The organism is Enterococcus sp. 4G2_DIV0659 (assembly GCF_002140715.2).
Classification (GTDB): Bacteria; Bacillota; Bacilli; order Lactobacillales; family Enterococcaceae; genus Enterococcus_L; species Enterococcus_L mansonii.
In genome coordinates this window covers 2,634,877-2,661,171 of the sequence record NZ_NGLE02000001.1, presented here as the reverse complement: position 1 = coordinate 2,661,171, position 26,295 = coordinate 2,634,877, and the positions used below count along the sequence as shown (strand labels likewise).

The following is a 26,295-nucleotide window of genomic DNA, read 5'->3' as shown; positions in this document are numbered from 1 at the left end:
ATAAAGTTCATAAGGAATAAAAACACCCTAACCCTTTCTATTCCTTATAAAATCTTTGTTATTTTGCAATGGATGTCAACATAGTTTCTAACGCTTCTTCCCATGTAGGAATTACAAAGCCTAAATTTTTAGTTTTTTCAAGATCCATCACAGAATACTTAGGTCTTGTGGCTTTTTGTGGAAACTGACTTGAATCCACAGGCAAGACTTCAACATCTCTATCTTTCAAAATTTCCTTAGCGAATTCATACCAACTACAACTATTATCATTTGATAAATGATAGATTCCATATGGCGCTTTTTCTTTAATCACAAACACCATAAATTCAGCTAGCGTTCTAGTCCAAGTCGGACGTCCAAATTGATCATCCACAACAGTCAATTGGTCACGTGTTTCCGCTAATTTTTGCATAGTGAAAACAAAGTTATGTCCATATTGACCAAACACCCATGATGTGCGGATAATATAATATTTATCCATAATGTCTTGAACGATTTGTTCGCCCAATAATTTCGTGCGACCATACTCGTTTTGTGGATTTGTTGAATCATCTGTTTTATAAACATCATCTTTTTTCGTTCCATCAAATACATAATCCGTACTGATATATACTAATGTTGCGCCAACTGCTTGAGCAGCAATCGCTACATTACGTGTACCATCGACATTTATTTTCTCATCTAACTCTTTGCCTTCATCCTCTGCTTTATCCACAGCTGTATACGCTGCACAATGATAGATTAAATCAGGTTTTAAATCACTAATAACTGTCATTGTTTGTTCTTCATTGGTAATATCCAATTCTTTTGAGTCAGTCGCTACATACGACAAATTTTGCTCATCTAAAAAATGACGTAATTCTGTCCCTAATTGTCCCTTAGCACCTGTTAAAAGTATCATTATTATGTTCTCCTTCAAGAAAAGAAACTAAAACAGCTTATCTAAAACCATTCAGTATCAAATCACATATTTTTTATTCTGTATTAAATTTAAAGCGTGATACAAAACCATTTCTAGTTTTGTCCCACGCTTTATAAGTCACTATCTAATCATACTCAGGCTATTGTTCACCTGAGAGTGGTCTAAAAGTGTCCAGTTTGAAACGTAAGCTCTTTTATTGACCGTTTTTTGCGTAGTTTGCTTCTACAGCCGCTTTATCTGCTGACCACCAGTCTTCATTTTCTGTATACCACTGAATAGTATCTGCTAATCCATCACGGAAATTAGTAAATTCTGGTGTCCAACCTAATTCTTCACGTAATTTTGTAGAATCAATTGCATAACGTAAATCATGTCCAGGACGATCATTTACATGCTCATAAGCATCTTTAGGTTGTCCCATCAATTCTAATATCAATTCCATAACTGTTTTATTATCTTCTTCTCCATCAGCACCAATTAAGTATGTTTCACCGATTTTCCCTTTGGTTAAAATTGTCCAAACGGCTGAAGAGTGATCATTTGTATGAATCCAGTCCCGAACGTTTTTACCAGCACCATATAATTTCGGTGTGATACCACTTAAAACATTGGTGATTTGACGTGGGATGAATTTTTCAATATGTTGGTATGGACCATAATTATTTGAACAATTAGAAATTGTTGCTTTTAATCCAAATGAACGTCCCCAAGCTTTCACTAAAAGATCTGATCCTGCTTTTGTTGAAGAATAAGGGCTTGATGGATTGTAAGGTGTTTCAGCAGTGAATTTTTCGCCTGCTCCTTCACCATTTCCAGGCAAGTCTTCACGTAATGGTAAATCACCATAAACCTCATCCGTAGACACATGGTGATAACGAACATCATGTTTACGGCAAGCTTCAATTAACGTGTATGTGCCAATAATATTCGTTTGTACAAATGGAAATGGATCATTTAATGAGTTATCGTTATGAGATTCTGCTGCATAATGAACCACCGCATCAGTTTCTTTCACTAAACGATCAACTAGTTGTGCATCGGCAATATCGCCAACAACCAATTCAACGCGATCTTTAGGAAGTCCCTCAAGATTCTTTTCATTTCCAGCATAGGTTAATTTATCTAATACAGTTACATGAACTTCTGGATGATTGTTCACTACATAATGAACAAAATTCGATCCGATGAATCCCGCTCCACCAGTAACAATAATTTTTTTCATCTTTAAGCCTCTCCTAAATCGTTTTAAATTTCACCATAAACAAATGGATTTTCTGCTTCAAATTCTTTCAATGTTGGATGTTTTTTATCCTTGTCAGAAGTGATGGCTTTGGCAATGTCAATCGGCCAATCAATCGCTAAATCTGGATCATCAAACGCAATCCCACCATCTGCTGGTGCATTATAATAATTATCACATTTATACATAAAGTTAACGTTTGGTGTCAATGTCACAAAACCATGGGCATAGCCTTTAGGCACTAATAATTGACGATGGTTGTGTTCTGATAAAATATAGCCTTCCCATTGTCCATAAGTTGGGCTACCTTTACGAATATCCACGATTACATCTAAAACTGCCCCCGTCACCACACGAATCAATTTCGTTTGAGCTGCTTCACCTTTTTGAAAGTGCAAGCCTCTGAGCACACCTGCTTCACTTGAAAGAGAGTGATTATCTTGTACAAAATCAAAATCTAACCCATGTGCCGCAAACTTTTCTTTAGAATAACTTTCTGTAAAAAAACCACGATGATCGCCAAAAACGTCCATCTCAATAATTTTTACATCTTGTAGTTTCGTATCAATTACTTTCATTTTTCTATTCGCCCCTACTCTGATTCTGCTAATCTTAATAAATATTGTCCATAGCCATTTTTCTTCAATGGTTGCGCTAAATCAATTAATTGCTCTTTCGTGATATAGTGCATGCGATAAGCGATTTCTTCTAAACATGCAACTTTTAGATTTTGACGTTTTTCAATTGTTTCAATAAAAGTAGATGCTTCTAAAAGTGACTCATGGGTTCCTGTATCTAACCAAGCATAACCGCGACCCATCAATTCAACTGATAGTTTATTTTTCTCTAAATATACTTTATTAACATCTGTAATTTCTAACTCTCCACGATCTGATGGTTTGATATTTTTAGCAATCTCAACCACTTCGTTGTCATAGAAGTATAAACCTGTTACTGCATAATTTGATTTAGGATCTTCTGGTTTTTCCTCAATAGAAAGAGCTTGCATATTATTATCAAATTCAACCACACCAAATCGTTCTGGATCGTTAACATGATAACCAAATACAGTAGCACCACTTTCTTTTGCTGCCGCTCGTTGCAACATGTTGGATAAGCCACCACCGTAATAGATATTATCGCCTAAAACAAGACAGACACTATCCTCACCAATGAATTCTTCACCTATAATAAATGCTTGTGCTAATCCATCTGGACTTTCTTGCACTGCATACTCAATATGAATCCCTAAATCTTTCCCATCACCAAACAGACTTTCAAAGCGTGGTGTATCATCTGGGGTAGAGATAATCAAAATTTCTTTGATTCCAGCCAGCATCAGTGTAGACATTGGGTAATAAATCATTGGTTTGTCATAAATTGGCATTAATTGTTTTGATGTCGCCTTTGTTAATGGGTATAATCTAGTTCCACTGCCTCCAGCTAAAATTATTCCTTTCATGGAAAAACTCCTTTATATTTATTTGACTTGTCTTATTCGCTCTTATTCACTAAACATTATTATTGCATTATTCCCTAGAATTGTCATTCGTTTTCAGTATATTTTACCAAACTGTAAAATAATTCCTCACCGTGAAGAGAAAAATACTCGTTTAAATAGTTCATAACTAATTGCACAGCGCCATTTCAGCTGTTGAAAAAAACTAGCCTTTGTATCAATTTCACTAGCATTATTATTATGTCTACGATACAACGTAAGTTTTTTCGGGACCAACGCACTCTTTTTTTTATACGCCGCAATCAATCCGATCCACATGTCATGCATTGGTACCCTTGCAGGAATTGGTAATATCTTAGCTTTTAAACTACCTCGAAACGCCATTCCGGCACCAATGTATTTATTTTTCATTATATTGTGTAAAAAGCCAAGTTTGACATTTCGATAGTCAAAGTAAGAAGGTTCAATCACTTCTAACTGTTCATCTACAATGACTAAGTCACTGACAACTAAATCTATATCGGGATGCTCGTAAAAGAAATCAAGCATTGTACGAACTTTTTCGGGTAACCAAACATCATCTTGATCTGCTAAAAAAACGAATTCTCCTTGACTTTGCATAATTGCATATTCAAAATTCGCAATTACTCCTTTTCCTGGCCCTTTAAAAAGTTTGATCCGTTGGTCTTTTTCAGCATAACTTTCAATGATTGCTATTGTCGTATCCATAGAACCATCATCTGATACAATCAATTCATCAGCTGTATCCAGTTGATGCAAAATACTATCTAACTGCTCTTTTAAATATTTTTCTCCATTATATGTGGCAATACAAACTGAAATCATCTATTTTCCTTTCATCAGTGTTAGGTATTCAGAAAACGTCCGCCGCCAAATGTTTCTATTCTTCACACGTAAAAATTGTTTGATACTTCTGAAAAGCAGATGTCTTCTATGAACGTAAAATTTATCCTGATCATATTTTTGGTAAAACAAGCTTTCGGCATTAATAATTGATTCATAGCGTTTGTCACTTACGTTTTGATAATCCAACACAGATAAATCATGCTCTAAGTAGCTATCTAAAACACTCACTTTTTTATGCTGTTGATGGAGCTTCCAAAATAACCAATGATCTAAGAAATCCAAAGAAAAGTCCAAATTAAAGCCAATACCCTTTACTGTTTCTTTGGATAAGGCTGTACCTGAGTTGATCGCCATGACTCTTTCGTCGTAAATGCCAACTTTTGGCAAACGTGATCGTCGGTCAATATATTCGTCTGAAAATACAGGTGAAATCTGTCTCCCATGAGAATTTATCAGTGGAACGTAAGCACCGATTTCATCGTCCAATGGCAATTGCAATAATTTTTCTAAATACGCTTGATCAAGTAATGTATCTTGATCAAGTAACAGTAATAAGTCTCCTTGAACTTCAGCAAAATAATGCCTACTTGCATTATAAGCGGTGGCTAAGCCTAGATTCGATGGATCATGGATATAAAAAACATTTGCATATTCAAATAATTCATCGAATTGTCCATATTCACTGTTGTCGTAAATAAATAAATGTACTGTTTCATTTTTCATAAGTAGTTGTTTTAATACAAGATAACTGGGCGTTTGTGAGAATTCAATTTGATATAAAACAATCGTTATGACCAGTCTGTTTCCCACTAAAAAAACCTCCAACCCCATTTATTAAAAAATTTAACCATTGATTGCAAAAAGATTTTGAATAATTTTTTGTTTTTATGTGCCCCTTTTTCGTATAAATGAGTCACCGTTTCAAATGGCGTATATAAGATCTTATAGCCCGCTGTTCCAAAACGCAAACACAAATCATTGTCTTCAAAATACATAAAAAATCGTTCATCAAATCCAGCAATTTCATTAAATTTTTCCGTATCAATCACCATTAAGCAACCAGACCCCATCTTAATATAAGATGTCTGATCATCTGGTAAATCTCGACATTCATAATAGCTTAATCGTCTATCAAATAACTTTTTGACTGCTTGAAAAGGAATGAAGCGAAGCATGTAATCAAAAACATCCAATTTTTGCCGAACCAAATATTGTGTTGATCCGTCTGAATTCAATACTTTAGGGCAGACAGCTGCTAGTTGCTTATTTGCTTTTATTCTTTGCATCATTTTATCCAAAGTTTCTTTTGTGATCAAAACATCTGGGTTAAAAATAATGCCATAACGCGTATCGACTGATTTAAAAACGTGATTATGGCCATAACCAAATCCTTTGTTCTCAGTAGAAATATGTAAAGAGATAAATGTCCCATACTCTTTCAATTTTTCTATATAGCTTGGTTCAGAAGCATTATCAAAAATATGTATATCATAGTTTGACTCTGTGCCTAATTCCATTTGTAAGTTATCAAGTACGTCAAAAATATGACGGCTATTATGAGTAACAATAGATACTGTTACTTTATCATTCACGTTTTTTCACCTCATTTAAAAAATAAGATGAGCACAGCAAGTATCCTCTGCAACAACCCATCTGTATTTATAGTCTCTCATGATCTTTACTTTTTTGTCTTTACGCAGTAAAAAACAATTAAGGAATAGTAAAGTATCATTTATTCGGATTTAAAGTCTGGCGCAGAACTCTTCCAGTTCGGCTCCAGACCTTTCCATTAAGTAATTAATAAATTATAACACAGCTGATAAGCCTCGCAAAGATTCTCTCTAATGATTTTACTTTTTTTTAGAATGTTTCCCTAATCGTTTTTCAATTTGTTGTTGACGAAACTCACGATTGCCAAATATTCGTAAAATATACATTAACGGCTGATGATTCTCCCCCACTAAGCCAATCATTTCAATGAATAATTCTAGCCCAAACGCACTAAACACAATGAGCAATATAGAGGCTACGTTACTTGCATAACTGAACAATAACGCTACAAATGAAAAAACGAGAGCCAAACCATAGATGGTCATCACAGCTCCTTTATGAGTAAAACCTAATGACAACAAACGATGATGTAAATGCATCTTATCCGCCGAAGAAATGGGACGATTATTCATTACACGACGAATAATCGCGTAAACTGTATCTGTAATTGGCACTCCTAGGATAATCAAAGGGGTAATCACTGAAATAAACGTCGCGTTTTTTAATCCCTGTAACGACATAACAGCAATCATAAATCCTAAGAACAACGCACCAGTATCACCCAAAAATATCTTAGCTGGATAAAAATTATACGGAAAAAATCCCGCTATACTAGCGACCAACACAAAAATCACAATAGGTACATAAACGGTCTTAGCATGCAGGAAAAAATACCCTACCACACCTATTGTAGCTAAACTTATGATTGATACTCCTGACGCTAAACCATCTAGACCATCAATTAAGTTGATAGCATTTGTTATTGCTAAAATCCAAAACAATGTCAGAGGTAAACTAAACCAACGCAAATCAATTTGACCAAAAAACGGCAAAGTGACAAAATCGATCCGTATTTCTGCAACAAAATAAATGACCAACGCACCTAATAAAATGCCAATTGTTTTCTTTTTGGGTGTCAATTCATAAATATCATCAATTAAGCCTGTAGCAACTACAATTCCTGCGCCTAAAAGAACCGGCCAAATGTAATCAATTGGAATAATCGATTGAAACAATACTAAGCAAGAAAAAACAAAAACAAAATAAATACTTAAACCACCCGCAGTCGGCATAATTTTTGTGTTTACTCTTCTTTCCCCTGGGGCATCGTATGCACCTATTCTAAAAGCCAATAATTTAACAATCGGCGTAACAATCAATGATAAAATAAACGTCAAAAACAGACGCATAAAAATTTCATAGATAAACATTGACATAAAAGAACCTACTTTCTTAATGTACATCGTATATTATACCGAATCATTCCACATTTACAAGTTGGAACAGGTGTTTCCACCTAAGAAAAGCTTCAATTCCCAACTTATCTTTTCTCATTAAAAGAATAGGTTAAAAAATTGGTTTATTTTTTAAAATTTTCTTTTATTCTATCGATCGTCCGATTAATCAAACCGTAGCGATGCTGAATCTTTTCATTAGAGATATATTCCTTAACTACAGCGTTAATAATTCCACCTAATATAATAATCGTTGCTGCAAAATTCAACCATAACATTAGTATGATAAAACTTCCGATAATTTGATAACTAGAAATTTTCGAACTAAAATATTTAATGTAAATACCAAATACTTGAGACAACAACATCCAACCTAGCGTTGCAAAAACAGCTCCTGGTAAAATTGAACGGAACGTTAATTTTGCATTCGGCACAACACGATAAATCAAACACATAATGATAAGCAGAATAAAAGACGTTACAGGCCATTTCAATGCTTGGAAGGTGTCAATAAAGTCCGTGGAAAAATGAAAAATCGGTTGTAGAATATCCAAAATCGTTTTTCCTAAACCTAAAACCCCCACCACACCTACAATAGCTGTCAGCAGCAGTACAATCACAAATAATGACATAATCCGAACAATAATAAAATTTTTTCTCTGTTCTACTCCAAACGCTTTATTCATTGCAGTTTGCATAGCATTGATACTTTGACTGGCACTCCATAAAGCAGCTAATGCAGATACAGAAAGCAATCCCCCAGAACGTTGCGTTAATAATGATTGAATCGCAGGTTTTAAATCATTGTAGATAGCTTTTGGTATGGCTTCAGCAATATAAGGCAACACGTCATTTGAATCAATATGTAAGTACGGTAAGAGATTTCCTACCGCAATCAATAGAGGAAATAAAGATAAAAGTAAATAATAAGCTACAACAACTGATGTATTCCCTATGTCCGAATCAATCATACGTCGTTGCGTTGTTTCGATAAAACGCATTAAGTTTTCGTTAGTTTTCACTTTGTCCGTTAGCTTCATACGCCTCTCCTCTAATGAATATGACTATTTCTTAATATGTTAGCTCTTCTCCTTGAGAAGTTAAAATTCGTGGACCTTCTTTGGTAATAGCTAATGTATGCTCGAATTGACAACTGATTCCACCATCTAAGGTATAGGCAGTCCAACCATTTGGATCCATTTTCATACGCCAAGTGCCTGTATTGACCATGGGTTCAATTGTAATGACCATACCTTCTTTTAAACGAAGACCTTTACCCGCTTCACCATAATGTGGGATAACAGGACTTTCATGAATTGTAGGTCCAATTCCATGACCAACAAAATCTCTGACAACAGATAAATTCTCACTTTCAACATATGTTTGAATAGCATGTCCAATATCCCCGATACGATTTCCTACCTGGGCTTGTTCAATTCCTAGATATAGCGCTTTTCTAGTCACTTCCATTAAATGGTCCAATTCAGGGGTTGATTGTCCAACAACATATGCCCAACAAGAATCAGATACAGCACCTTTTAAATCGATACACATATCAACTTTAATCAAGTCACCATCTTTTAATGGTTTCTTTCTGGGAAATCCATGACAAATTTCATCATTGATACTACAACAAGTAGCATATTTATAATCTTCAAAACCGATTTGAGCTGCGATGCCTCCATGGCTTTCGATAAAGTCTCTAACGAATACTTCAATATCCCAGCTAGTAATTCCTGGTTTAATAAATGTTCTTAAGTGGCGATGGACATCAGCTAACAGGTCGCCAGATTCATCCATCATTTCTATTTCTCTTGGTGATTTCAATGTGATCATTTCGTATCGTCCTCCTAGAATTTAAAAGCGCAGCGGGCATATTCAGTCTCAGAGAAAAATAAGATCATATGTTGGTGACACTTTTTATCACAATCATACTTTATCTTTCTTCATAGAAACTAGCCCGTGGAGCTAGATAATCTTTATACTAAGAGTATTCTATCATAATTTATGAAAATTTCACTGAAAAATAGTTGATGAAGTATATTTTAGTCTTTTTTACGTCAAATAAAGCAAAACATTCATTTTTTTGTATCTAACTAGCTGATTATGTAATGATAACGCTTCCTATTGTATTCATATTGATTTTGTAATTTACATTCAGTTTATATTTCTGATATAATCAAGATTGTATCATTTGAAGGAGGAACTCTAATGACCTTAGCTAAAATTGTTTATGCAAGCATGACTGGAAATACAGAAGAAATTGCTGATATCGTCGCTGAAGCTTTTGAAAATTTAGATGTTGAAGTTGAAATTAACGAATGCACGCAAGTTGATCCGGAAGATTTCGAAGATGCGGATATCTGTGTTGTCGCAACATACACTTATGGTGATGGCGAACTTCCCGATGAAATCGTTGACTTCTATGAAGAACTACAAGAAATCAATCTATCTGGAAAAACCTATGGTGTCTGCGGTTCTGGCGATACTTTCTATGATGATTTTTGTAAATCTGTTGACGACTTTGACGCTGTTTTTGCAAAAATCGGGGCTACTAAAGGTGCAGATAGTGTGAAAGTTGATTTAGCAGCAGAAGAAGAAGATATCCAAAACCTTGAAGCTTTTGCTAAAAAATTAGTTGAAGCAGCAAAATAAACGAAAAGCACCCACCTAAGTGAGTGCTTTTTTCGTCCCTATCCATCGATATCGATAGGTTCATTACGTTCTAAAATCTGATCAATTGCCTCTTCCATCAAACGTACAATTTGTTCATCACTTGGATGAATAATACCTGAAGTCATCAAGGCTGCAATTCCTGTAGCAACAATCCACGTCCCCATATGGAGAGAATTGATTTCTGTATCACTTAATTTTTCATAATCTGAATCTTGTTTGACTGCATTAGAGAAATAACTATACGAAAACTCCTGCATTCTCTTACCGCCACCGTATTCTTCTAAATATAAAGCCCGATATAATTTGCTTTCGTTTTTAGCAAAATGAATATAGTTTAGTGCAAGATCAACAATTGTGTTACCTGTATGTGTAACAGGAAATACTTCTTTTGCTAAATATTGATGAATTTTTTCAAATAACTCTTCTTTCAAGTCGTCCATATTTCTGAATTCTAAATAAATAGGTTGTGTTGAGCATTTCATTTTGGTTGCAATGTTTCGTGCAGTGAATTTCGAAAAGCCTTCTGTGGCTACTACTTCGTATGCAGCATTTAAAATCTGATCTTTAGTAATCGTTTTTTTTCTTGCCATAATTTTTCAATCCCCTCTACCTATCCTTTACAACGCTTCCATATAAATACTACAGTTATTGTAACACGATTTGTTTATTCTGCAAAATACTAGTCCTTTGTTTTATATTATTTTATTTATTTGATTAGATAGCCATTTATAGCTTCTTTTCTCAGAATTAAATAATCTCTGAAACCTATCTGATCGTTTGAGTTAGTACACGCTACATGTTATGATATTGACGATTACATAATGAAAAACTAGGAGGTTATTTTATGGCATTACCAAATTTTAAAGAAACCTTAAAAAAATATGCGCAATTAATTGTTGAAACGGGTATAAATGTTCAAAAAGGGCAAAGTATCGTTTTACAAATTAGTGTGGATCAAGCGCCTTTAGCTCGATTAATTACAGAAGAAGCCTATAAATTGGGTGCGGGTGAAGTGATTGTGCAATGGACTGATGATGTCATTCAACGTGAGTTTTTGCTACACGCAGATGAAGCACACTTAGAAAATATCCCTCAGTATAAAATAGACCAGACGGATGACTGGGTCAATAAAGGAGCTAGCCGAATCAGTGTTGTTTCTGCAAACCCAGATGCTTTAGCTGGTGTCGATGCTGACCGTGTCGCAGCTTTTCAATCGGCTTCTGGTAAAGCCTTAGCAAATTTAAGAAAAGCTACACAAGCAAATAAAGTTAGCTGGACAGTTGTTGCGGCAGCTGGTAAAGAATGGGCAGCGAAAGTCTTTCCAGATTTAAAAGATAACACTCAGCAAGTTGATGCTCTTTGGGACGAAATTTTTAAAACGACCCGTGTTTATGAAGATGATCCTGTTGCTGCATGGAAAGCTCATGATACAAAATTAGCTGCAAAAGCTGACGAACTAAACAAAGAGCAGTTTAAAGAATTACATTATACAGCACCTGGCACTGATTTGATCATTGGGTTACCTAAAAACCATTTATGGGAAGGTGCTGGAAGTGACAATGTTCGCGGAGAGAAATTCATGGCAAACATGCCTACTGAAGAAGTTTTCACAGCACCTGATAGTCGACGTGTTGATGGTGTTGTTTCTAGTACAAAACCATTAAGCTACGCAGGAACAACCATTTCTGGAATGAAATTTACATTTAAAGAGGGAAAAGTTGTTGATTTCTCTGCGGAACAAGGAGAAGACGTGTTAGGCAAACTGCTAGAAACAGACGAAGGCGCACATCGCTTAGGTGAAGTGGCATTGGTTCCCGACCCGTCTCCGATTTCTCAATCAGGCATCATTTTTTACAATACTTTATTTGATGAAAATGCGTCAAATCATTTAGCTTTCGGGTCTGCTTATGCATTCAATTTACAAGGCGGAACTGAAATGAGCGAAGAAGAACTAATAGAAGCTGGTTTAAACCGTAGCCACACACATGTCGATTTCATGGTTGGATCAGATAAAATGAATATTGATGGAATTAGAGAAGACGGCACACGTGTTCCGATTTTCCGTAATGGGGATTGGGTTTAATACCAAAATAACTTAAAAAAATGAAGAAAAAGACCGGCTCAATTTCACCGGTCTTTTTTACGTTCCCGACTGGAATCGAACCAGCGGCCTATCGCTTAGGAGGCGATTGCTCTATCCTACTGAGCTACGAGAACATTCTTTCTTTATTTTAGAAGTCTTTTCAGTTAGTGTCAATAAAAAAAGAAAAAGCAATCCTGACACAATAGCAGTATCACTTTTTCTAGTATTCTTACTTTTTAAGATGTTTTTTGCCTTTTAACAATTTAACCAAATAAAGACCACCTACGACAACTGCTAATGTTTTCCCTACCTTACAATTTCTTGCTACTTTTTCTTCTTTTGTTTTACTCATCTTGTTCACGGCCTTTCTATACTTAGTCTTTTCATTGTTTTACTAGCTTAATTATAAGGACTTACAGATGGTTTCGCTAGTCATTTGCTTAGACTCATATAGGCTTTTTTAGAGTATCATGGCTTCTTTTTTAAAAGTAATCTTCCAAAACCGGCATCCCTTTCACTAATCGTTGTTCTAATGATTCAATCAGGTCTGCTTTTCCAGATAGTTTACCATAAAAGCTAATGTCACTGATGGTACGATAGCCCATAAAGAGTTGGGTCCAAGATTGGATCGTACTTGTAATTACTGCTTCTTCCTTTTGTTTTCCAATAATCTGACTCACTTTTTTTGCTATGCATTTTCCTTTTTCATTGATTTTTACTTCCCAAACGCCTTCATTCCATGGTCCATAAGTGTCTTCAACCTTAAGATAGTAACAAGCCTCTTTTCCTGGTTGAAACGGATACTTGGTCAAAAAACTTTCCAAATCAACGATTCTTCCCATCATGTAGGGGCTGATTTTCATTTCTAGTACAGGTTCTGGCATTAAATAACTCAAATTTTGACCATCAAACCCTGTTTCATAGTAAAATTCTTGTGAAGAACCATTATGTGATCCAATAAACCGAAGAATGGATCGAAACGCTAAACCTGTTAGATATCCCCATTCTTTAACTACAAATTGTTCTTTACTAGATTTATAGATTAAATAGCCCTTGGGATTACCATGTTCATCTTCATAAAGCGCAAACTGATTTCCTTGCTCCATCCCAAAAGAATAATCTAGCCACCAAGATTGTCGAACAACTGCACCACGCTGATTCTTTGGCAATACAGAATAGATGCTTTGACAAACACTTTTAGCTTCTTCAAAGGATACACGTCGCATATTGCCTGGCACCGCTCTTATATTTGGCCAATCAGCCGCCTTGATTGTGTAACTAATCTGCTCAAACAATTGTTCAAATCCATAGTTTCTATAAAAAGGATGAGAAAAAGGCGCTAAATATGCTAATTCCACCTTATTTTCAGCTAGTTCTGCTAGTAACTGTTTCATAATAGCTGAAATACCACCTTGTCCACGATATTCAGGATAAGATGAAACACAACCAATGCCAGCCATTTGATAGTTCACACCATGAAACGCTACGTTAAATGGTGTAGAGATCACTTGATTTGCTAAGTCATTTTCGGAAAAACAGCCATAATTCCAAGAATGTTTCACTATCTCTTTAAAACGTTCTTTGCGTTTGTCTGTGGTTTCTGCGTTAAATGCATACGCTGCTAGTTGAAACATTTCATCTACTTGTTCTTCAGTCATTTTTTGAATGACACCCATCTTGATTCCCCCTTGTTATTCATAGTTAAGAATAACTCACTTAGGAAAGTGTTTAAACCGTTTTGTTTTTTTATCGACGATTTTATGTATTGTATTCTGCCAATTCAAGATATATAACCTCAAAGTTTTTTTGTTATAAGCAACAAAAGAGCGCCCTCAGACACTCTTAGTATGATTCTTCTATCATCTGCAGCATTTTGTTAAATTGACGTTTTTTAAAATACAGCAAAATCGTGCCTAATACAGCATCGTTTATTTTTTGTAAAAATCCAAATGATTCCATTTTTTCTGTATAATGAATCTCACATGTTTTATCATCGATGGGTACAATTTCATAGCCCACCGAAAAATTATTTTTAGTCGTTGATGTCCGAAAATGGTAAGAGGCATTATCGACAATTTTTTCGACTTTGATTTTTGCTCGGCTGTTTTTAGAAAATGATTTTACGTATTCAAAGTTAGTCAATTGTTTTTTGGTCAAACTTTTTCCAGTATGTTTGCGAATATCAAACAAAACAGAATCAATCACTTTTTCATAAAAGTAAGGCGCTGGAATAGCTAATTTTTTAGTAATCTCCATTATTTTTTCACCTCGTTAGTTTGCTTCTTTATTTTTGTTTCTTCAATTTTCTTTCCTTTGAAAAAGAAATAACCGCCAACAATCACTAAGAAAATTCCTGTTGTCATACTTAACAAATCATAATTTAGTGAAGCTGGATTCACAGTATATAAAATAATTATAAATCCAATACTACATATAAACAAGCCGTTTCTGACCATTTTTCATCCATCCAATCTGTTTTTTAAACGGCTGCTGCTTGGAAGAACAAAACACTGCCCCAAGGTTGTGTTTTAATTAGTTCTTTTGCTTTTTTAGCCGCTTCTTCTTTGTCGCCAGTTACCTCAAATGCTAATTTGATTCCTTGTTTTTGTTTAAATGTATACGTGAAGTCGCCACCGTCGTAATTCTCTAACAAATTCTTAATATCCTCTTGTTGCATTGCACTTGCAATTGTGATCATTTTACTCTCTCCTTATAATGAAGCAGTTGCTCTCACCTCATTAGAAGTGAAAGCAACAAGCTATTTAGTTTTATTTTATTCGAAATCTGTCGGTTCCATTCTATTAGCTGCAATAACAAATGGTGTCCAAATCAAGAATGTCACAACCATTGCCACAATTGTTACGATTGGTGCTCTCCAGTCAGCTCCTGTTGCTAGGAATGACAATAAGATTGGAGGAACTACCCATGTTACTTGTTGAGATACTGGTGCCACTAAACCAAAGTAAGTTGCTAACCAGCCAATTGTTGTTGCTACTACTGGTGCTACCAAGAATGGAATGAACATGATTGCGTTTAATACAATTGGTAAACCAAACATGATTGGTTCATTAATGTTAAAGATACCAGGCCCTAATGACAATTTACCTACAGTCAGGTAATCGGCACGTTTAGAGAATAGGAGAATCGCTGCGATTAATACAATCGTACCACCTGATCCACCAAACCATGCGAATGCATCAAATGAACCACGAACCCACATATACGCTTTTCCATCTTCAATGGCCGCTAAAACGGCTGGCGTACCAGTTAAGCCTTTGTATCCTTTTTGGAAAATATCAATATTGATTAGTTGTGCTTGTCCCCAGATACCTTCTAAAACTGGTGCCAAAACGTTTGGACCATGAATTCCGAAGAACCAGAAAATTTGAGTAAAGATCGTTACGATTAGTACCGCACCTAAACCTTGAGATAAGCCCAAGAATGGTTCAGCAATATATTTTTGAACAAGATCAATAATCAATTGTCCATCTGTTAATTTACCTACTACAAAGTTAATAATTGCAATTACATATAATGCGATCGTCGCTGGTAAAATAGCCGCGAACGCTTTTGATACTGCTGGCGGAACTGAATCAGGCATTTTGATTGTGATATTCGCCAACATTAATTTACAGAAAATAATAACCGAAATCGCACCCATAATCATTACTGTAAAGTATGCGTTTCCATTTAAGTGATCAAGTTTTAACCAACCCCAACCACCTGCAGTTAACCCTTCCGCTGTTGCAGACCAGCCAGTGTCAGCTGTGCCTTTATTGATTGTACTCATTAGTTGTTTTGGAATAGCTGTTTCTAGTGTATTTGAATAAGAAAAAGCAATCCCTTGAATCAAGGTTGCTAAACCAACGATCCCACCTGCTAAATCATTCACTTTGTACGCTCTTGCTAGATTATATCCCCAAGAAAAGGCAAAAATCAAACCAGCAATCGCTAATGTACCGTTCCAAACAAATCCGTTGATTCCGATAATTACGTTAATAACTGCAAAGAAACCTTTGTCTGCTGCCAGATTTGCTGAATAGTCAGAGAAAAATTGCTGAGGCAAGTCACGAATAATCGCATTGATCATTACGGCAATCGATCCTGCCATTGTTGCGGGCATTGTACCGATAAAAGCATCACGTAACGCAACTAAGTGTTTTTGTGCACCAATCTTACCGGCTACAGGTAGAATGTATTTCTCCATCCAGGCTGTTAATCCATCCATTTTTTAATTCCTCCTATAAATAATATTTATTCAAAAAGCACTGAAGCTTTTTAAAACAAAATACTGGTTAAAGTCCCGTTCAAAAAACTTTAACTTCTAATTTCTTCCGTTCAAAAAAGAAAAAGATATACCTTATTCATTCCCCATACGACGATATAAATCAATGATTTCTTTCGCCAAATCAGTAAAAGCAATCGCTGTCATTAAATGGTCTTGGCTATGCACTGTTAACAAAGTTACTTGAATCGTATTTCCTTGCGCTTCTTGTGTTAACATTCCTGTTTGAGAATGATGGGCTTGTACTAAGGATTCTTCTGCATCAATAATCTTTTGATCTGCTAATTCAAAATCGCCTGCTTTCGCTGCGGCAATGGCTTCCATTGCGTCGCTTTTGGCATTCCCTCCGTACATAATCAATCCCATAACCGCTTCTAAATTTTGTTGATCTTCCACTTTTGTAACCCCGTTCACTTTTTTATTTTTACTTATCCATCAAAGCAATTGCTTGATCTAACACTTTTTCACCATTCATCATTCCGTAATCAGACATGTTGATGACATCAAATGGAATCCCTTTAGGTGCTAACTTTTGTTCGAATTGGGCTTTCATAAAACGAACTTGTGGACCTAATAATAAAACGTTTACATCTTTTGCTTCAAGATTATTATCTGCATCTGATGCTGATACGGCAAAGATGTCAGCTTCCATACCACGATCTTCTGCTGCTTTTTGCATTTTTGTTACTAATAGACTTGTACTCATTCCCGCTGAACATACTAACATAATTGTTTTTTTAGCCATTTTTTACACTCCTTCTAATTAGTTGTATTTACACTTTTATATAAAGCAAGAAGTGTGCCAAAAATAAGTATAGACCAAACCTAGTCATAACAAGGTTTTGGTCTATACAGATTGTGTACACACTACATTTCAAACGTTACACACTTAATTTTTGTGTGCGCTTTCTTTGCTGTTATATAGGCATTAAAAAATTATATAAACTTTTTAAATAGCGTTCATTTTTCGTTAAAACCATTATTTTCAGCTAACTCTTTAAACCAATAGCCGCTTTTTTTGATTGTTCTTTTTGCTTCTTGATCTAAATCAACCGCAATAAATCCATAACGATTTTTATACGCATTCAACCATGACCAATTATCCATACAAGTCCACATATGATATCCTTGTACTTGACTTCCTTCTTGAATCGCTTGGTGCACCCATTTTAGATGATCTGTAACAAATTCAATTCGATAGTCGTCTTCAATCATACCATCAGCGTTCACAAAACGTTCTTCTCCTTCAACACCCATACCATTTTCTGAAATGTAACAACGAATATTGCCATAATTTTCTTTGATATTCATCAAAGTATCATAAATTCCTTTTTCATAAATTTCCCAGCCACGATAAGGATTCATTTTTTTACCAGGCATATCGTATACATCGTAAAAATCTTCCGGTAACATACTGTTTCCAGCAATTTCAATAGGTGTTTCCTTTGCTTTTACTCTACGTGGTTGGTAATAATTTACCCCTAAAAGATCAATGGTATTATTGGCAATAGCCGCTAAATCTTCTGGTGTTGTTGCAGGCATCAAATCATTTTCTTTGACCCACTCTACTATATCTTCCGGAAAGTGTCCTTTTACAGCTGGCTCTAAAAACGAACGATTGAATAAGCCATCGACTAAACGAGCTGCTTTAACGTCTTCTTCATTTTCAGGATCTCTTGGATAAGAAGGTGTCAAATTAAGAACAATTCCAATTTCTCCACCTAAATTCATACCGTGATAAACTTCAATCGCTTTAGCGCTCGCCAAAGCTTCATGATAAGCAACTTGAACGCCATGTTTCAAATTGACTTCCTCTGGATAATGCCACCCGTATAAGTAACCTCCCTCAACAGGTACGATTGGTTCATTATGCGTAAACCATTTTTTCACACGATCTCCAAACAGTTCAAAACAAGTTTTAGCATAAAAAACATACTGATCAACCACTTCACGGCTAAGCCAACCACCTTTTTCTTGAAGAGACATTGGCATATCAAAGTGATATAAATTAAAGAATGGTTCAATGTCATTATCTAATAAATTATTGATAACATTATTATAAAAATCAACTGCTTTTTGATTGACCACACCTGTACTTGGGTCTGGAATCAAGCGGCTCCATTGAATCGATGTGCGAAAAGAATTATGCCCAGTAGCCTTCATTAATTGGATATCTTCTAGATATTTTTGATAAAACTGCGATGTTTTACCTGGACCTACTCCATTGAAAAATTTTTCAGGTTTTTCTTCATACCAAAAATCCCAAATATTTTGAGCTTTTCCATCTCCTTCAAAAACACCTTCCGTTTGTGGTCCGCTAGCTGCCGATCCCCACCAAAAACCTTTTGGGAACTGATAATTCATAATAGTCATCTCCTAAATATAGATTCATTATAAAAATAGATAAAACCTCCCTTAGATCAAGAGAAACGATTACTCCGTTTGCCCCACCTTTCTTGAGGAGATTTTATCTATTATTTACTTCACTAAGCTTGTGCTTGTTCTTCTTGTGCCAACGCTTCAGCTTCTTGTTTTAAGAACTGAGCAGTTGCAACTTTAACGAATGGAATATAAATCAACACAGAAATTAATAAGTTGACCGCAGCTAATACGCCCCCTGCAATACTCTTCGTTGCTAAGAATCCACCAATGATTGGTGGTGTTACCCACGGTGGCATAAATGTTGCAGCTGGAACAAGTCCTGTTGAGGTTGCAATGTATGCTGTCGTTACAAGAACCATTGGTGTGATAATAAATGGAATGAACATGATCGGATTCAATACGATTGGAAGTCCAAACATCACGGGTTCATTAATATTGAAAATTCCTGGTGCTAAACTTAAATTTGTAATGACTTTAAATGGTTTATTTTTACGTCCTACTAAGAAAATTGCGATTAATAAGCCTAATGTTGCGCCTGTTCCACCTAAGTTTACAAATGAATCAAAGAAAGGCTTGTTAACGATATAAGGGATTTTTTCCCCTGCTTCTAACGCTTTGATATTGGCATCAATCGCTGGCACATTAATTGTTTGCATCAACGGATCAACCATATTGGCACCATGTAACCCAAAGAACCATAAGAATGGTGTAATAAATGCTAATAAAAGTGCTGATGGATAGCTGTTTGCTAGACCCATAAATGGTTTTTGAACAGCTTCATAGAATGATACAACAATATTTTCAATCCCAAATCCGAATAAAATAGATGTAATTAAACTAAATAAACTGATTGTGATCATCGCTGGTAATAATGCCGCAAACGATTTAGCAACTGCTGGTGGAACACCATCCGGCATTTGAATAACCAACTTATCATTTCCAACTAATCTTTGGAAAATTTCTCCTGAAATAAGTGCAATAACTAAAGCAATAAATAATCCTGTTGCATCTGTACCGCTTAATCCACCTACTGCAAAGAATGACGCAACAGATACAGTACCTGCAGCAATTCCGTCTTTACCGTAAGATTTTACTAAATTATAAGCTACTAAAAATGAAATCAAAACTGAAAAAATAGCAAATGTTCCGTTCCAAATATTTCCACCAAAACTTTTCCAAATTGGTGCATCGTTGACGATCATTGGAAATAGTTTATCCATTAATTCTGGAAATCCAGGAATTGGTAAATTGTTGATAAGCACCGCAAGTGCTCCTAAAATCATTAATGGCATCGTAACCACAAAGGCATCACGAATCGCCACTAAATGACGTTGTGCTGCAATCACCGAAGCTTTCGGCATAAAATGTTTTTCCATCCATTGAACAAATTTGTCCATTGTTGTAAATCCCCCTAAACAATATTTATCTAAAAAGCGCTTGCGCTCTTCAAATCAGTTATTGATAATTTTTTCGTTCTTCTATTCAAAATAACTCATGATTTATTATTTGTTATCCATACGACGATATAAATCAATGATTTCTTTTGCTAAATCCGTAAAAGCGATTGATGTCATCAAGTGATCTTGGCTGTGCACCGTTAACAATGTCACTTGAATATGGTCTCCTTGCGCTTCTTGTGTTAACATTCCTGTTTGAGAATGATGGGCTTGTACTAAGGATTCTTCTGCATCAATAATTTTTTGGTCTGCTAATTCAAAATCACCTGCTTTCGCTGCGGCAATCGCTTCCATTGCGTCGCTTTTAGCATTTCCTCCGTACATAATCAATCCCATAACTGCTTCTAAATTTTGTTGATCTCCCATAATCCAACACTCCGTTCATTTTTATCTTTTTTATTATTTGTCCATTAATGCAATTGCTTGATCTAACACTTTTTCACCATTCATCATTCCGTAATCAGACATGTTGATGACATCAAATGGAATCCCTTTAGGTGCTAACTTTTGTTCGAATTGGGCTTTCATAAAACGAACTTGTGGACCTAAAAGTAATACGTTTACATCCTTTGCTTCAAGATTATTATCTGCATCTGATGCTGACACGGCAAAGATATCGGCCTCCATGCCACGATCTTCTGCTGCTTTTTGCATTTTTGTTACTAATAGACTTGTACTCATTCCTGCTGAACATACTAACATAATTGTTTTTTTAGCCATTTTTTACACTCCCCTTATTTTGTTTACACTTACACTTTTATATAAAGCAAGAAGTGTGCCAAAAAAATAATATAGACCAATCCCTCTATAACAAGGTTTTGGTCTATATCTTTTGTGTACACACTATATTTTTTGTGAATACACACTAATTATTTTTGTTTGTACTCTGTAGTTACGATGATTTTATTTTCTAAAAACAGTTGAGTTAAATGGGCAATGTCAGATTCTGTAAAGCTGATACGATAGGCTTTTTCAATCACCATTAAATTGGTTCTAGTTACGTCTGTTTCCAGACGATTTTTTTTCATAAATTCGCTTAGATGTTCAAACTCTTTTGATTTTTCACCTTTTAAAATGGCATCAACAAGAAAGGCTAGGTGAATCACAATACCTGCATCCACACCTGGTTCTACGATAATATGCATATCCGTTTGAATTTTGTGAACCGTTTTTTGCAGCATAATAATCAGCTTTTGTAATGAATCCACTGCTGTTATCGTTCCACTTAAGGACTTCACAATTTTTTCTGTCGGGACTTCATCTCCAGCAATTCGCTTTAAAACATTTAATTTTTCATCATCGAATATATCGTATGCAGAAAAGAAGGGAATATTTTGATACTCGACATCGACTGTTCCTGCAATCGCTTTGATTTCATATTCTTCCATTAAACTATCAATATGTTTTTTGAACGCTTCTCGCTCTAAAAATTGCATCTGGATAATTTCTACTTTATTTTGGTCAATCACAGGTAAGATTCGTTGATATAACTTCGCTGCAACACCTTCTCCTGTAAAACATGTGACAACTACAGCCTTTTTGATTTCATCACGATTTCTTGGAATTGTGCGGAATTGTTCTCTGATAATACTTTCAAAAGACATTTGAATATTTTGGTAGATATCTTCTAAACTTCTCCCTACACTTGCCATTCGGATCGCTTCTAACACAATCATGGTGCTGGTCATTGTAATTGCTTTTGTACGAATACCAGTCTCTTCAAAAATCAAATTTCCAAAGGAGTTTAATGACCCCATATCTGTTAAAAGAAGCATACCGTTGACCAATTGATCACGGTAGTCTAATACAAACTGTTTCAGCTGTTCATACATCGTTTGAACTTCCATGGTCAACGGCATATTCATCGCCACACCGGTCTCTGTTCCAAGTAATTCCTGAGCTGTTTTTAGCATACTAGACGCAGTTGAATCTCCATGCATCAAGATTACGACACCCACGTTGTTTTCATGCACTTTTTCTTTACTGCCAACATTAATGGATAAGAACATACTGATAAAACCGATTTCATCAAAAGGAATTTCAATATTGTTCTCTTCTTCAATGATGGCTGATAAATCCATCGCTACTTGAAATTCTTTTTTCATTTTCTTACGTACATTATTCAAGTCAGGATGAATGATGACATGCCCTTCTTTGACACGTTCAATCGTACTTTGTAGATGTAGTGCAAAAGCAAAGCGCGCTTTTTCATTATACGTACGCTCTAATCTTTTTTCAGCGATGTCATACAACTGATCAGTCAGACGCCAAATAGGTTCAGGTAATAATTCCTTATGAACAGGATTTTGCGTCAATTCATCAACATATGTTTGAAAATACGCATCCATATCACTGGAAATCAGCTGTTCTAAATTGACATTTTCTAGTTCATTCGGTGTCAATTTTGCTACTTTTTCTTCAATTTCATTATAAACTTGCATGTCACGAGCCGGATCTTGTGACCAAACAACTTCACTTGTTCCTGGCTCAAACGATAAATAATTACTTTTACTATCAATCAGTCGATCTAACCGGTCTGAAACTTCTTTGATTTTTAATAGACCTTTTTGGACTTGTAATGGTAAATCACGTTTTTGAATCACTAAGCTTGATTCATTATGCGTTCGATAATGTAGGAAGGACTTCGCACAGACTAGTTTTAGATCACGTTTCACTTGACCAATATTTCCTTCTGCGTCGTACAGCATAAAGGCTAGGATTGCTTCTCTTTTAATATCGATACGTTGATTTAATCGGTTCGCTTCTTGCTTGATAAATAAAGAAATAATATCATAGCGTTCATCTAGTGAACGAGCATCTAAAGATGGTAGTGTAATTGCCATCGGAATTCTACGGTTAAATGTTGTTAAAAAGGTTTCAGAAGATTCCGTTGTTGCGCCAATAATTTGAACCGATGCTTCATAAGTTTGACCACTTTCTCCTAACGGACGGTAAACACCCTTATCGATAAATGTGAATAACATTTCCTGTCCTTCTGGTGGTAAACGGTGGATTTCATCAAGAAAAAGAATTCCACCATCCGCTTTTGACATCAATCCTGGGCTATCTTCATTGGCACCAGTATAGGCTCCTTTTTTCACACCAAAAATATGGCCAAAAAGTAGTTGCGGATTTTGAGCATAGTCTGCACAATTGAACGAAACAAATGGTGCGTCTGGTGTCAATGTTTTAGAATCTACAGCAAAATGATACATACATTCCGCAAATAATGATTTTCCGGTTCCTGTTTCACCAAAAATGATTGTGTGCAATCCACGAGGGGGATACAAAATTGCAGCTTTTGCTTGTTGAATGCTGATTTTTAAAGAATCTTGTGCCCCTACTAAATTATCAAAAGTCACCTCACTGGAATGATCAACATGTACTTTATCTTCATCTGCTACAACGGAATAAATGACTGGACGACCATCACTTTTGGTTATTTTTTGTTCTTTGAATAACTCACTTAAATAGCGACTGGCATTGCTTCGATCAATCGTTAATTCTTTCGCTACATCAGCCGCGGTCATCCCTTGCTTTTTCGATTCTAAAACCGATAAAATTTCATCTTTTCTAGATTTCATAGATAGCCTCCTCAGATCACGACATTCTTATTCTGATTTAGACGGTTTCCGTCTAGCGCCTTTGTTTTTGTTCTTTTTCGGTCTTTTTTCCCTTTTACAACGCGTTCTTTTACTGGCGGCGTAACAATTGTTTCTTTCTGGGGTACAGCGCTTGATTTTGTCATTTTTTCTTCTGTTTGACTTTTTTCTTTTCTTGTTAAATGAAGGGCACCATCATAAAGAAAAATTTCCTGTGCAGGCAACTCAATTTTTTTCATCAGACGCTGAAAATCTCTTTTTGTTGCATCGTTGACAAACGTAATTACAGAACCATCCGCACCCATGCGCCCTACTCGACCAGCTCGATGAATATAGCTTTCTTCTGATAAAGGCACATCCGCATTGATCACAAAAGGAATCTTGTCAAAATCTAGTCCCCTAGCTGCAATATCTGTTGTCAAAAGCATTACTGCTCGTTGTTTAGAAAACTGATCAATCGCTAACTTACGTAAACTTTTATTCTGATCTGAAGCAAGGCCTACTACTGATAAGCCTTCATAAATCAATTTTTCTTCTACTGATCCTAAATCAGCAACTTGATTAAAGAAAACCATTCCTCTAAAATCCGATGTATATGCCAAACTTCTTAGGTAATCACTTTTCTTTCGAGGGGACAATGCCATGAAATAATGTGTGACTTTTCCTGCTGAGCGATCGTCTTTGGTAACATCAAGAACCGTTAATTTCTCCGTCAATTTTTGCGCTTCTTCCGCTACACGATCAGCTGTGGCAGAATAAAAGACGAGTTGAAATTCTTTCGGTGCACTGGTTAAAATTTGTTTCGTCAGATTTAACTCTTTTTCATGAAAAAGTTGATCTACTTCATCCATCACGATCGTTTGTAGTAAATGACTTTTGATTTTCTTGGTTTTGATTAGTTCTAATATTCGTCCTGGTGTTCCTACTAAAATTTCAGGTTTCTTTTTCAGTTTTTCTATCTGACGACTTGTATTGGCACCACCAATCAAGGTTTGCGTTTTTAATTGAAGTAGCGCTGCCCATTCGCGAACAACTTGACCTATTTGCATTCCAAGTTCTTGTGAAGGCGCTAAAATCAATAATTGACTGCCTTGATTTTTTTCTACATTTAAGAGCAACGGCAAAACATACGCCAACGTTTTACCCGAACCTGTTGGAGAAATCCCCAAAACATTCTCTTTCTCTTTTAAATGAGTAAAGCTTTTTTCCTGAATCATTGATGGCTCGCTAAAACCAGAAGCTCGCCAATGTTCTTGCCAAGCTTCTGGTAAATGTGTAATAAATGTCATAGTAATCCTTTCTTCCTTAAGACTGCTTAGTTATGATCCGCATCAAAAACAATTCCGGCGCTTTTCCTTAAGTCAGTCAATACTTTATTTACATTGCGGGATAACTCTACCCATTCCTCATACCGTACACCCAGTGTTGGGTCTTGTGGATTTTCAAGGATATCAGCAAAATCCCGCGCTTCTTCGATCATCGGATTTTCTTCTGTTGTCAAAGAAATAATGTCACGTTCTTGATGATTTCGATCGTGAAACTCTGCTTTCGAAATCGCATTTACACTATCTAAAATCAGTGTTCCACCATCAAAATAAATTTCAGAATCTAAAAAAGAATCCGCATTTTTACCTGTTTGTAATGTGACGTCAAATAAATCATATCTTAAAATCGCCGTACCTATTCCGTCAACATTCGTCGAAATTTTTCTAGCAAAATAATGGCTTTCATTAGGTAGACCAAACCATCCTACCGCAGCATAAACGAGATATACACCTAAATCCATAATCGCTCCTCCTGAAAAATGAGGAGAAAAAATATTCGGCTCTTGTCCGTCAAGAACTTGGTCATAACGAGAAGAGTATTTCATATAAGTAAAGTTTGCACCTGTGATTTGATTTTTTAACGGCAATAAGTCACGGATTTTTTTAAAGCTTGTCTCGTGAATATTTCGAGCTGCTTCAAAGAAGAAAACCTGTTGCTGACTAGCTAATTTGATGATTTCTGCCATTTCTTCCGGCGTTGAAAACGCTGGTTTTTCAACAATGACATTTTTCTTTGCTAGGATTGCTTGTTTCGCTTGTTCAAAATGTAATGAATTAGGTGAAGCAATATAGACAGTATCCATATGGGCAATACCAAAAAAGGTCTTTAAATCAGTAGCATATTCCACATCGCCATACTCTTTACCAAAATCTTGTGCTGTCTCTAGTTTTCGTGAATAAACCGCTGTCAGTTCATAGCGTTTTGTTTCCAATGCAGCTTTAACAAATTGATGACTAATCCAGTTTGTTCCAATAATACCTAAGTGAATCAT

Annotated in this window: 26 protein-coding genes, 1 tRNA gene and 1 pseudogene; 2 read left to right on the top strand and 26 right to left on the bottom strand. The window is 35.6% G+C overall.

Annotated features, from left to right (window positions below; translation table 11 throughout):
- Window positions 1-58: 58 nt before the first annotated feature.
- The 10 genes from rfbD to map form a co-directional block, all read right to left on the bottom strand.
- A complete protein-coding gene (gene rfbD, locus A5880_RS12505; RefSeq protein WP_086329361.1) occupies window positions 59-901 on the bottom strand; it encodes a dTDP-4-dehydrorhamnose reductase in 843 nt (280 codons plus the stop codon).
- Window positions 902-1,115: 214 nt separating this feature from the next.
- Window positions 1,116-2,144, bottom strand: coding sequence for a dTDP-glucose 4,6-dehydratase (rfbB, locus tag A5880_RS12500; RefSeq protein WP_086329360.1), 1,029 nt, complete (start codon window positions 2,142-2,144; stop codon window positions 1,116-1,118).
- Window positions 2,145-2,167: 23 nt separating this feature from the next.
- Window positions 2,168-2,740, bottom strand: coding sequence for a dTDP-4-dehydrorhamnose 3,5-epimerase (gene rfbC / locus A5880_RS12495; RefSeq protein ID WP_086329359.1), 573 nt, complete (start codon window positions 2,738-2,740; stop codon window positions 2,168-2,170).
- Between the two features lie 14 nt (window positions 2,741-2,754).
- Window positions 2,755-3,624: a glucose-1-phosphate thymidylyltransferase RfbA gene (gene rfbA / locus A5880_RS12490; RefSeq protein ID WP_086329358.1), complete on the bottom strand. Its 870-nt coding sequence runs from the start codon at window positions 3,622-3,624 to the stop codon at window positions 2,755-2,757.
- Window positions 3,625-3,750: 126 nt separating this feature from the next.
- Window positions 3,751-4,467 carry a glycosyltransferase family 2 protein gene (locus A5880_RS12485; protein ID WP_086329357.1) on the bottom strand — a complete coding sequence of 239 codons (717 nt, stop codon included), beginning with the start codon at window positions 4,465-4,467 and terminating at the stop codon, window positions 3,751-3,753.
- Window positions 4,468-5,298, bottom strand: a complete 831-nt coding sequence (locus A5880_RS12480) for a glycosyltransferase (protein WP_086329356.1) — start codon at window positions 5,296-5,298, stop codon at window positions 4,468-4,470. It lies immediately after the preceding gene.
- Entirely contained in the window at window positions 5,298-6,080 is a 783-nt protein-coding gene (locus A5880_RS12475; RefSeq protein ID WP_086329355.1) for a glycosyltransferase family 2 protein, read from the bottom strand. The genes A5880_RS12480 and A5880_RS12475 overlap by 1 nt, the downstream gene beginning before the upstream one ends.
- A gap of 258 nt (window positions 6,081-6,338) precedes the next feature.
- Window positions 6,339-7,475 carry a glycosyltransferase family 4 protein gene (locus A5880_RS12470; protein ID WP_086329354.1) on the bottom strand — a complete coding sequence of 379 codons (1,137 nt, stop codon included), beginning with the start codon at window positions 7,473-7,475 and terminating at the stop codon, window positions 6,339-6,341.
- Between the two features lie 143 nt (window positions 7,476-7,618).
- Window positions 7,619-8,533, bottom strand: coding sequence for a YihY/virulence factor BrkB family protein (locus A5880_RS12465; RefSeq protein ID WP_086329353.1), 915 nt, complete (start codon window positions 8,531-8,533; stop codon window positions 7,619-7,621).
- Window positions 8,534-8,564: 31 nt separating this feature from the next.
- Window positions 8,565-9,329, bottom strand: a complete 765-nt coding sequence (gene map, locus A5880_RS12460) for a type I methionyl aminopeptidase (RefSeq protein ID WP_086329352.1) — start codon at window positions 9,327-9,329, stop codon at window positions 8,565-8,567.
- A 375-nt stretch (window positions 9,330-9,704) separates the two neighbouring features.
- Between map and A5880_RS12455 the strand changes: the two genes are divergently transcribed.
- On the top strand, window positions 9,705-10,148 hold the full coding sequence (locus A5880_RS12455; protein ID WP_086329351.1) for a flavodoxin: 444 nt from the start codon (window positions 9,705-9,707) through the stop codon (window positions 10,146-10,148).
- A 38-nt stretch (window positions 10,149-10,186) separates the two neighbouring features.
- Here A5880_RS12455 and A5880_RS12450 read toward each other — a convergent pair whose 3' ends face one another.
- The gene (locus A5880_RS12450; protein WP_086329350.1) at window positions 10,187-10,759 is read right to left on the bottom strand and encodes a TetR/AcrR family transcriptional regulator; all 573 of its coding nucleotides are present in this window, start codon (window positions 10,757-10,759) and stop codon (window positions 10,187-10,189) included.
- Between the two features lie 254 nt (window positions 10,760-11,013).
- Here A5880_RS12450 and A5880_RS12445 point away from each other — a divergent pair, with 254 nt between their 5' ends.
- Window positions 11,014-12,252, top strand: a complete 1,239-nt coding sequence (locus tag A5880_RS12445) for an aminopeptidase (protein WP_086329349.1) — start codon at window positions 11,014-11,016, stop codon at window positions 12,250-12,252.
- 60 nt (window positions 12,253-12,312) lie between these two features.
- Here the strand turns inward: A5880_RS12445 and A5880_RS12440 are convergent.
- The 15 genes and pseudogenes from A5880_RS12440 to A5880_RS12370 form a co-directional block, all read right to left on the bottom strand.
- Window positions 12,313-12,386, bottom strand: a tRNA-Arg gene (locus tag A5880_RS12440).
- A gap of 348 nt (window positions 12,387-12,734) precedes the next feature.
- Complete coding sequence (locus A5880_RS12435) at window positions 12,735-13,928, bottom strand: GNAT family N-acetyltransferase (RefSeq protein ID WP_256924775.1); 1,194 nt, start codon at window positions 13,926-13,928, stop codon at window positions 12,735-12,737.
- 166 nt (window positions 13,929-14,094) lie between these two features.
- The gene (locus A5880_RS12430) at window positions 14,095-14,508 is read right to left on the bottom strand and encodes a DUF3284 domain-containing protein (RefSeq protein WP_086329347.1); all 414 of its coding nucleotides are present in this window, start codon (window positions 14,506-14,508) and stop codon (window positions 14,095-14,097) included.
- Window positions 14,508-14,708: a DUF3188 domain-containing protein gene (locus A5880_RS12425; RefSeq protein ID WP_086329346.1), complete on the bottom strand. Its 201-nt coding sequence runs from the start codon at window positions 14,706-14,708 to the stop codon at window positions 14,508-14,510. Before A5880_RS12425 ends, A5880_RS12430 begins: the two co-directional genes overlap by 1 nt.
- A gap of 23 nt (window positions 14,709-14,731) precedes the next feature.
- A complete protein-coding gene (locus tag A5880_RS12420; protein ID WP_086329345.1) occupies window positions 14,732-14,950 on the bottom strand; it encodes a hypothetical protein in 219 nt (72 codons plus the stop codon).
- A gap of 75 nt (window positions 14,951-15,025) precedes the next feature.
- A complete protein-coding gene (locus A5880_RS12415) occupies window positions 15,026-16,480 on the bottom strand; it encodes a PTS sugar transporter subunit IIC (protein WP_086329344.1) in 1,455 nt (484 codons plus the stop codon).
- A 132-nt stretch (window positions 16,481-16,612) separates the two neighbouring features.
- Complete coding sequence (locus A5880_RS12410) at window positions 16,613-16,933, bottom strand: PTS lactose/cellobiose transporter subunit IIA (RefSeq protein WP_086329343.1); 321 nt, start codon at window positions 16,931-16,933, stop codon at window positions 16,613-16,615.
- Between the two features lie 28 nt (window positions 16,934-16,961).
- On the bottom strand, window positions 16,962-17,282 hold the full coding sequence (locus A5880_RS12405) for a PTS sugar transporter subunit IIB (protein ID WP_086329339.1): 321 nt from the start codon (window positions 17,280-17,282) through the stop codon (window positions 16,962-16,964).
- A 215-nt stretch (window positions 17,283-17,497) separates the two neighbouring features.
- A complete protein-coding gene (locus A5880_RS12400) occupies window positions 17,498-18,901 on the bottom strand; it encodes a glycoside hydrolase family 1 protein (RefSeq protein WP_086329342.1) in 1,404 nt (467 codons plus the stop codon).
- A 122-nt stretch (window positions 18,902-19,023) separates the two neighbouring features.
- Entirely contained in the window at window positions 19,024-20,316 is a 1,293-nt protein-coding gene (locus A5880_RS12395) for a PTS sugar transporter subunit IIC (protein WP_086329341.1), read from the bottom strand.
- A 105-nt stretch (window positions 20,317-20,421) separates the two neighbouring features.
- A complete protein-coding gene (locus A5880_RS12390; RefSeq protein ID WP_086329340.1) occupies window positions 20,422-20,742 on the bottom strand; it encodes a PTS lactose/cellobiose transporter subunit IIA in 321 nt (106 codons plus the stop codon).
- Between the two features lie 33 nt (window positions 20,743-20,775).
- Window positions 20,776-21,096 (bottom strand): PTS sugar transporter subunit IIB, encoded by a 321-nt coding sequence (locus tag A5880_RS12385; RefSeq protein ID WP_086329339.1) that lies wholly within the window; start codon window positions 21,094-21,096, stop codon window positions 20,776-20,778.
- A gap of 149 nt (window positions 21,097-21,245) precedes the next feature.
- Window positions 21,246-23,960: a sigma-54-dependent transcriptional regulator gene (locus A5880_RS12380; RefSeq protein WP_086329338.1), complete on the bottom strand. Its 2,715-nt coding sequence runs from the start codon at window positions 23,958-23,960 to the stop codon at window positions 21,246-21,248.
- A 27-nt stretch (window positions 23,961-23,987) separates the two neighbouring features.
- A pseudogene (locus A5880_RS12375) lies at window positions 23,988-25,267 on the bottom strand (DEAD/DEAH box helicase).
- Between the two features lie 26 nt (window positions 25,268-25,293).
- Window positions 25,294-26,295: a Gfo/Idh/MocA family protein gene (locus A5880_RS12370; RefSeq protein ID WP_086329336.1), complete on the bottom strand. Its 1,002-nt coding sequence runs from the start codon at window positions 26,293-26,295 to the stop codon at window positions 25,294-25,296.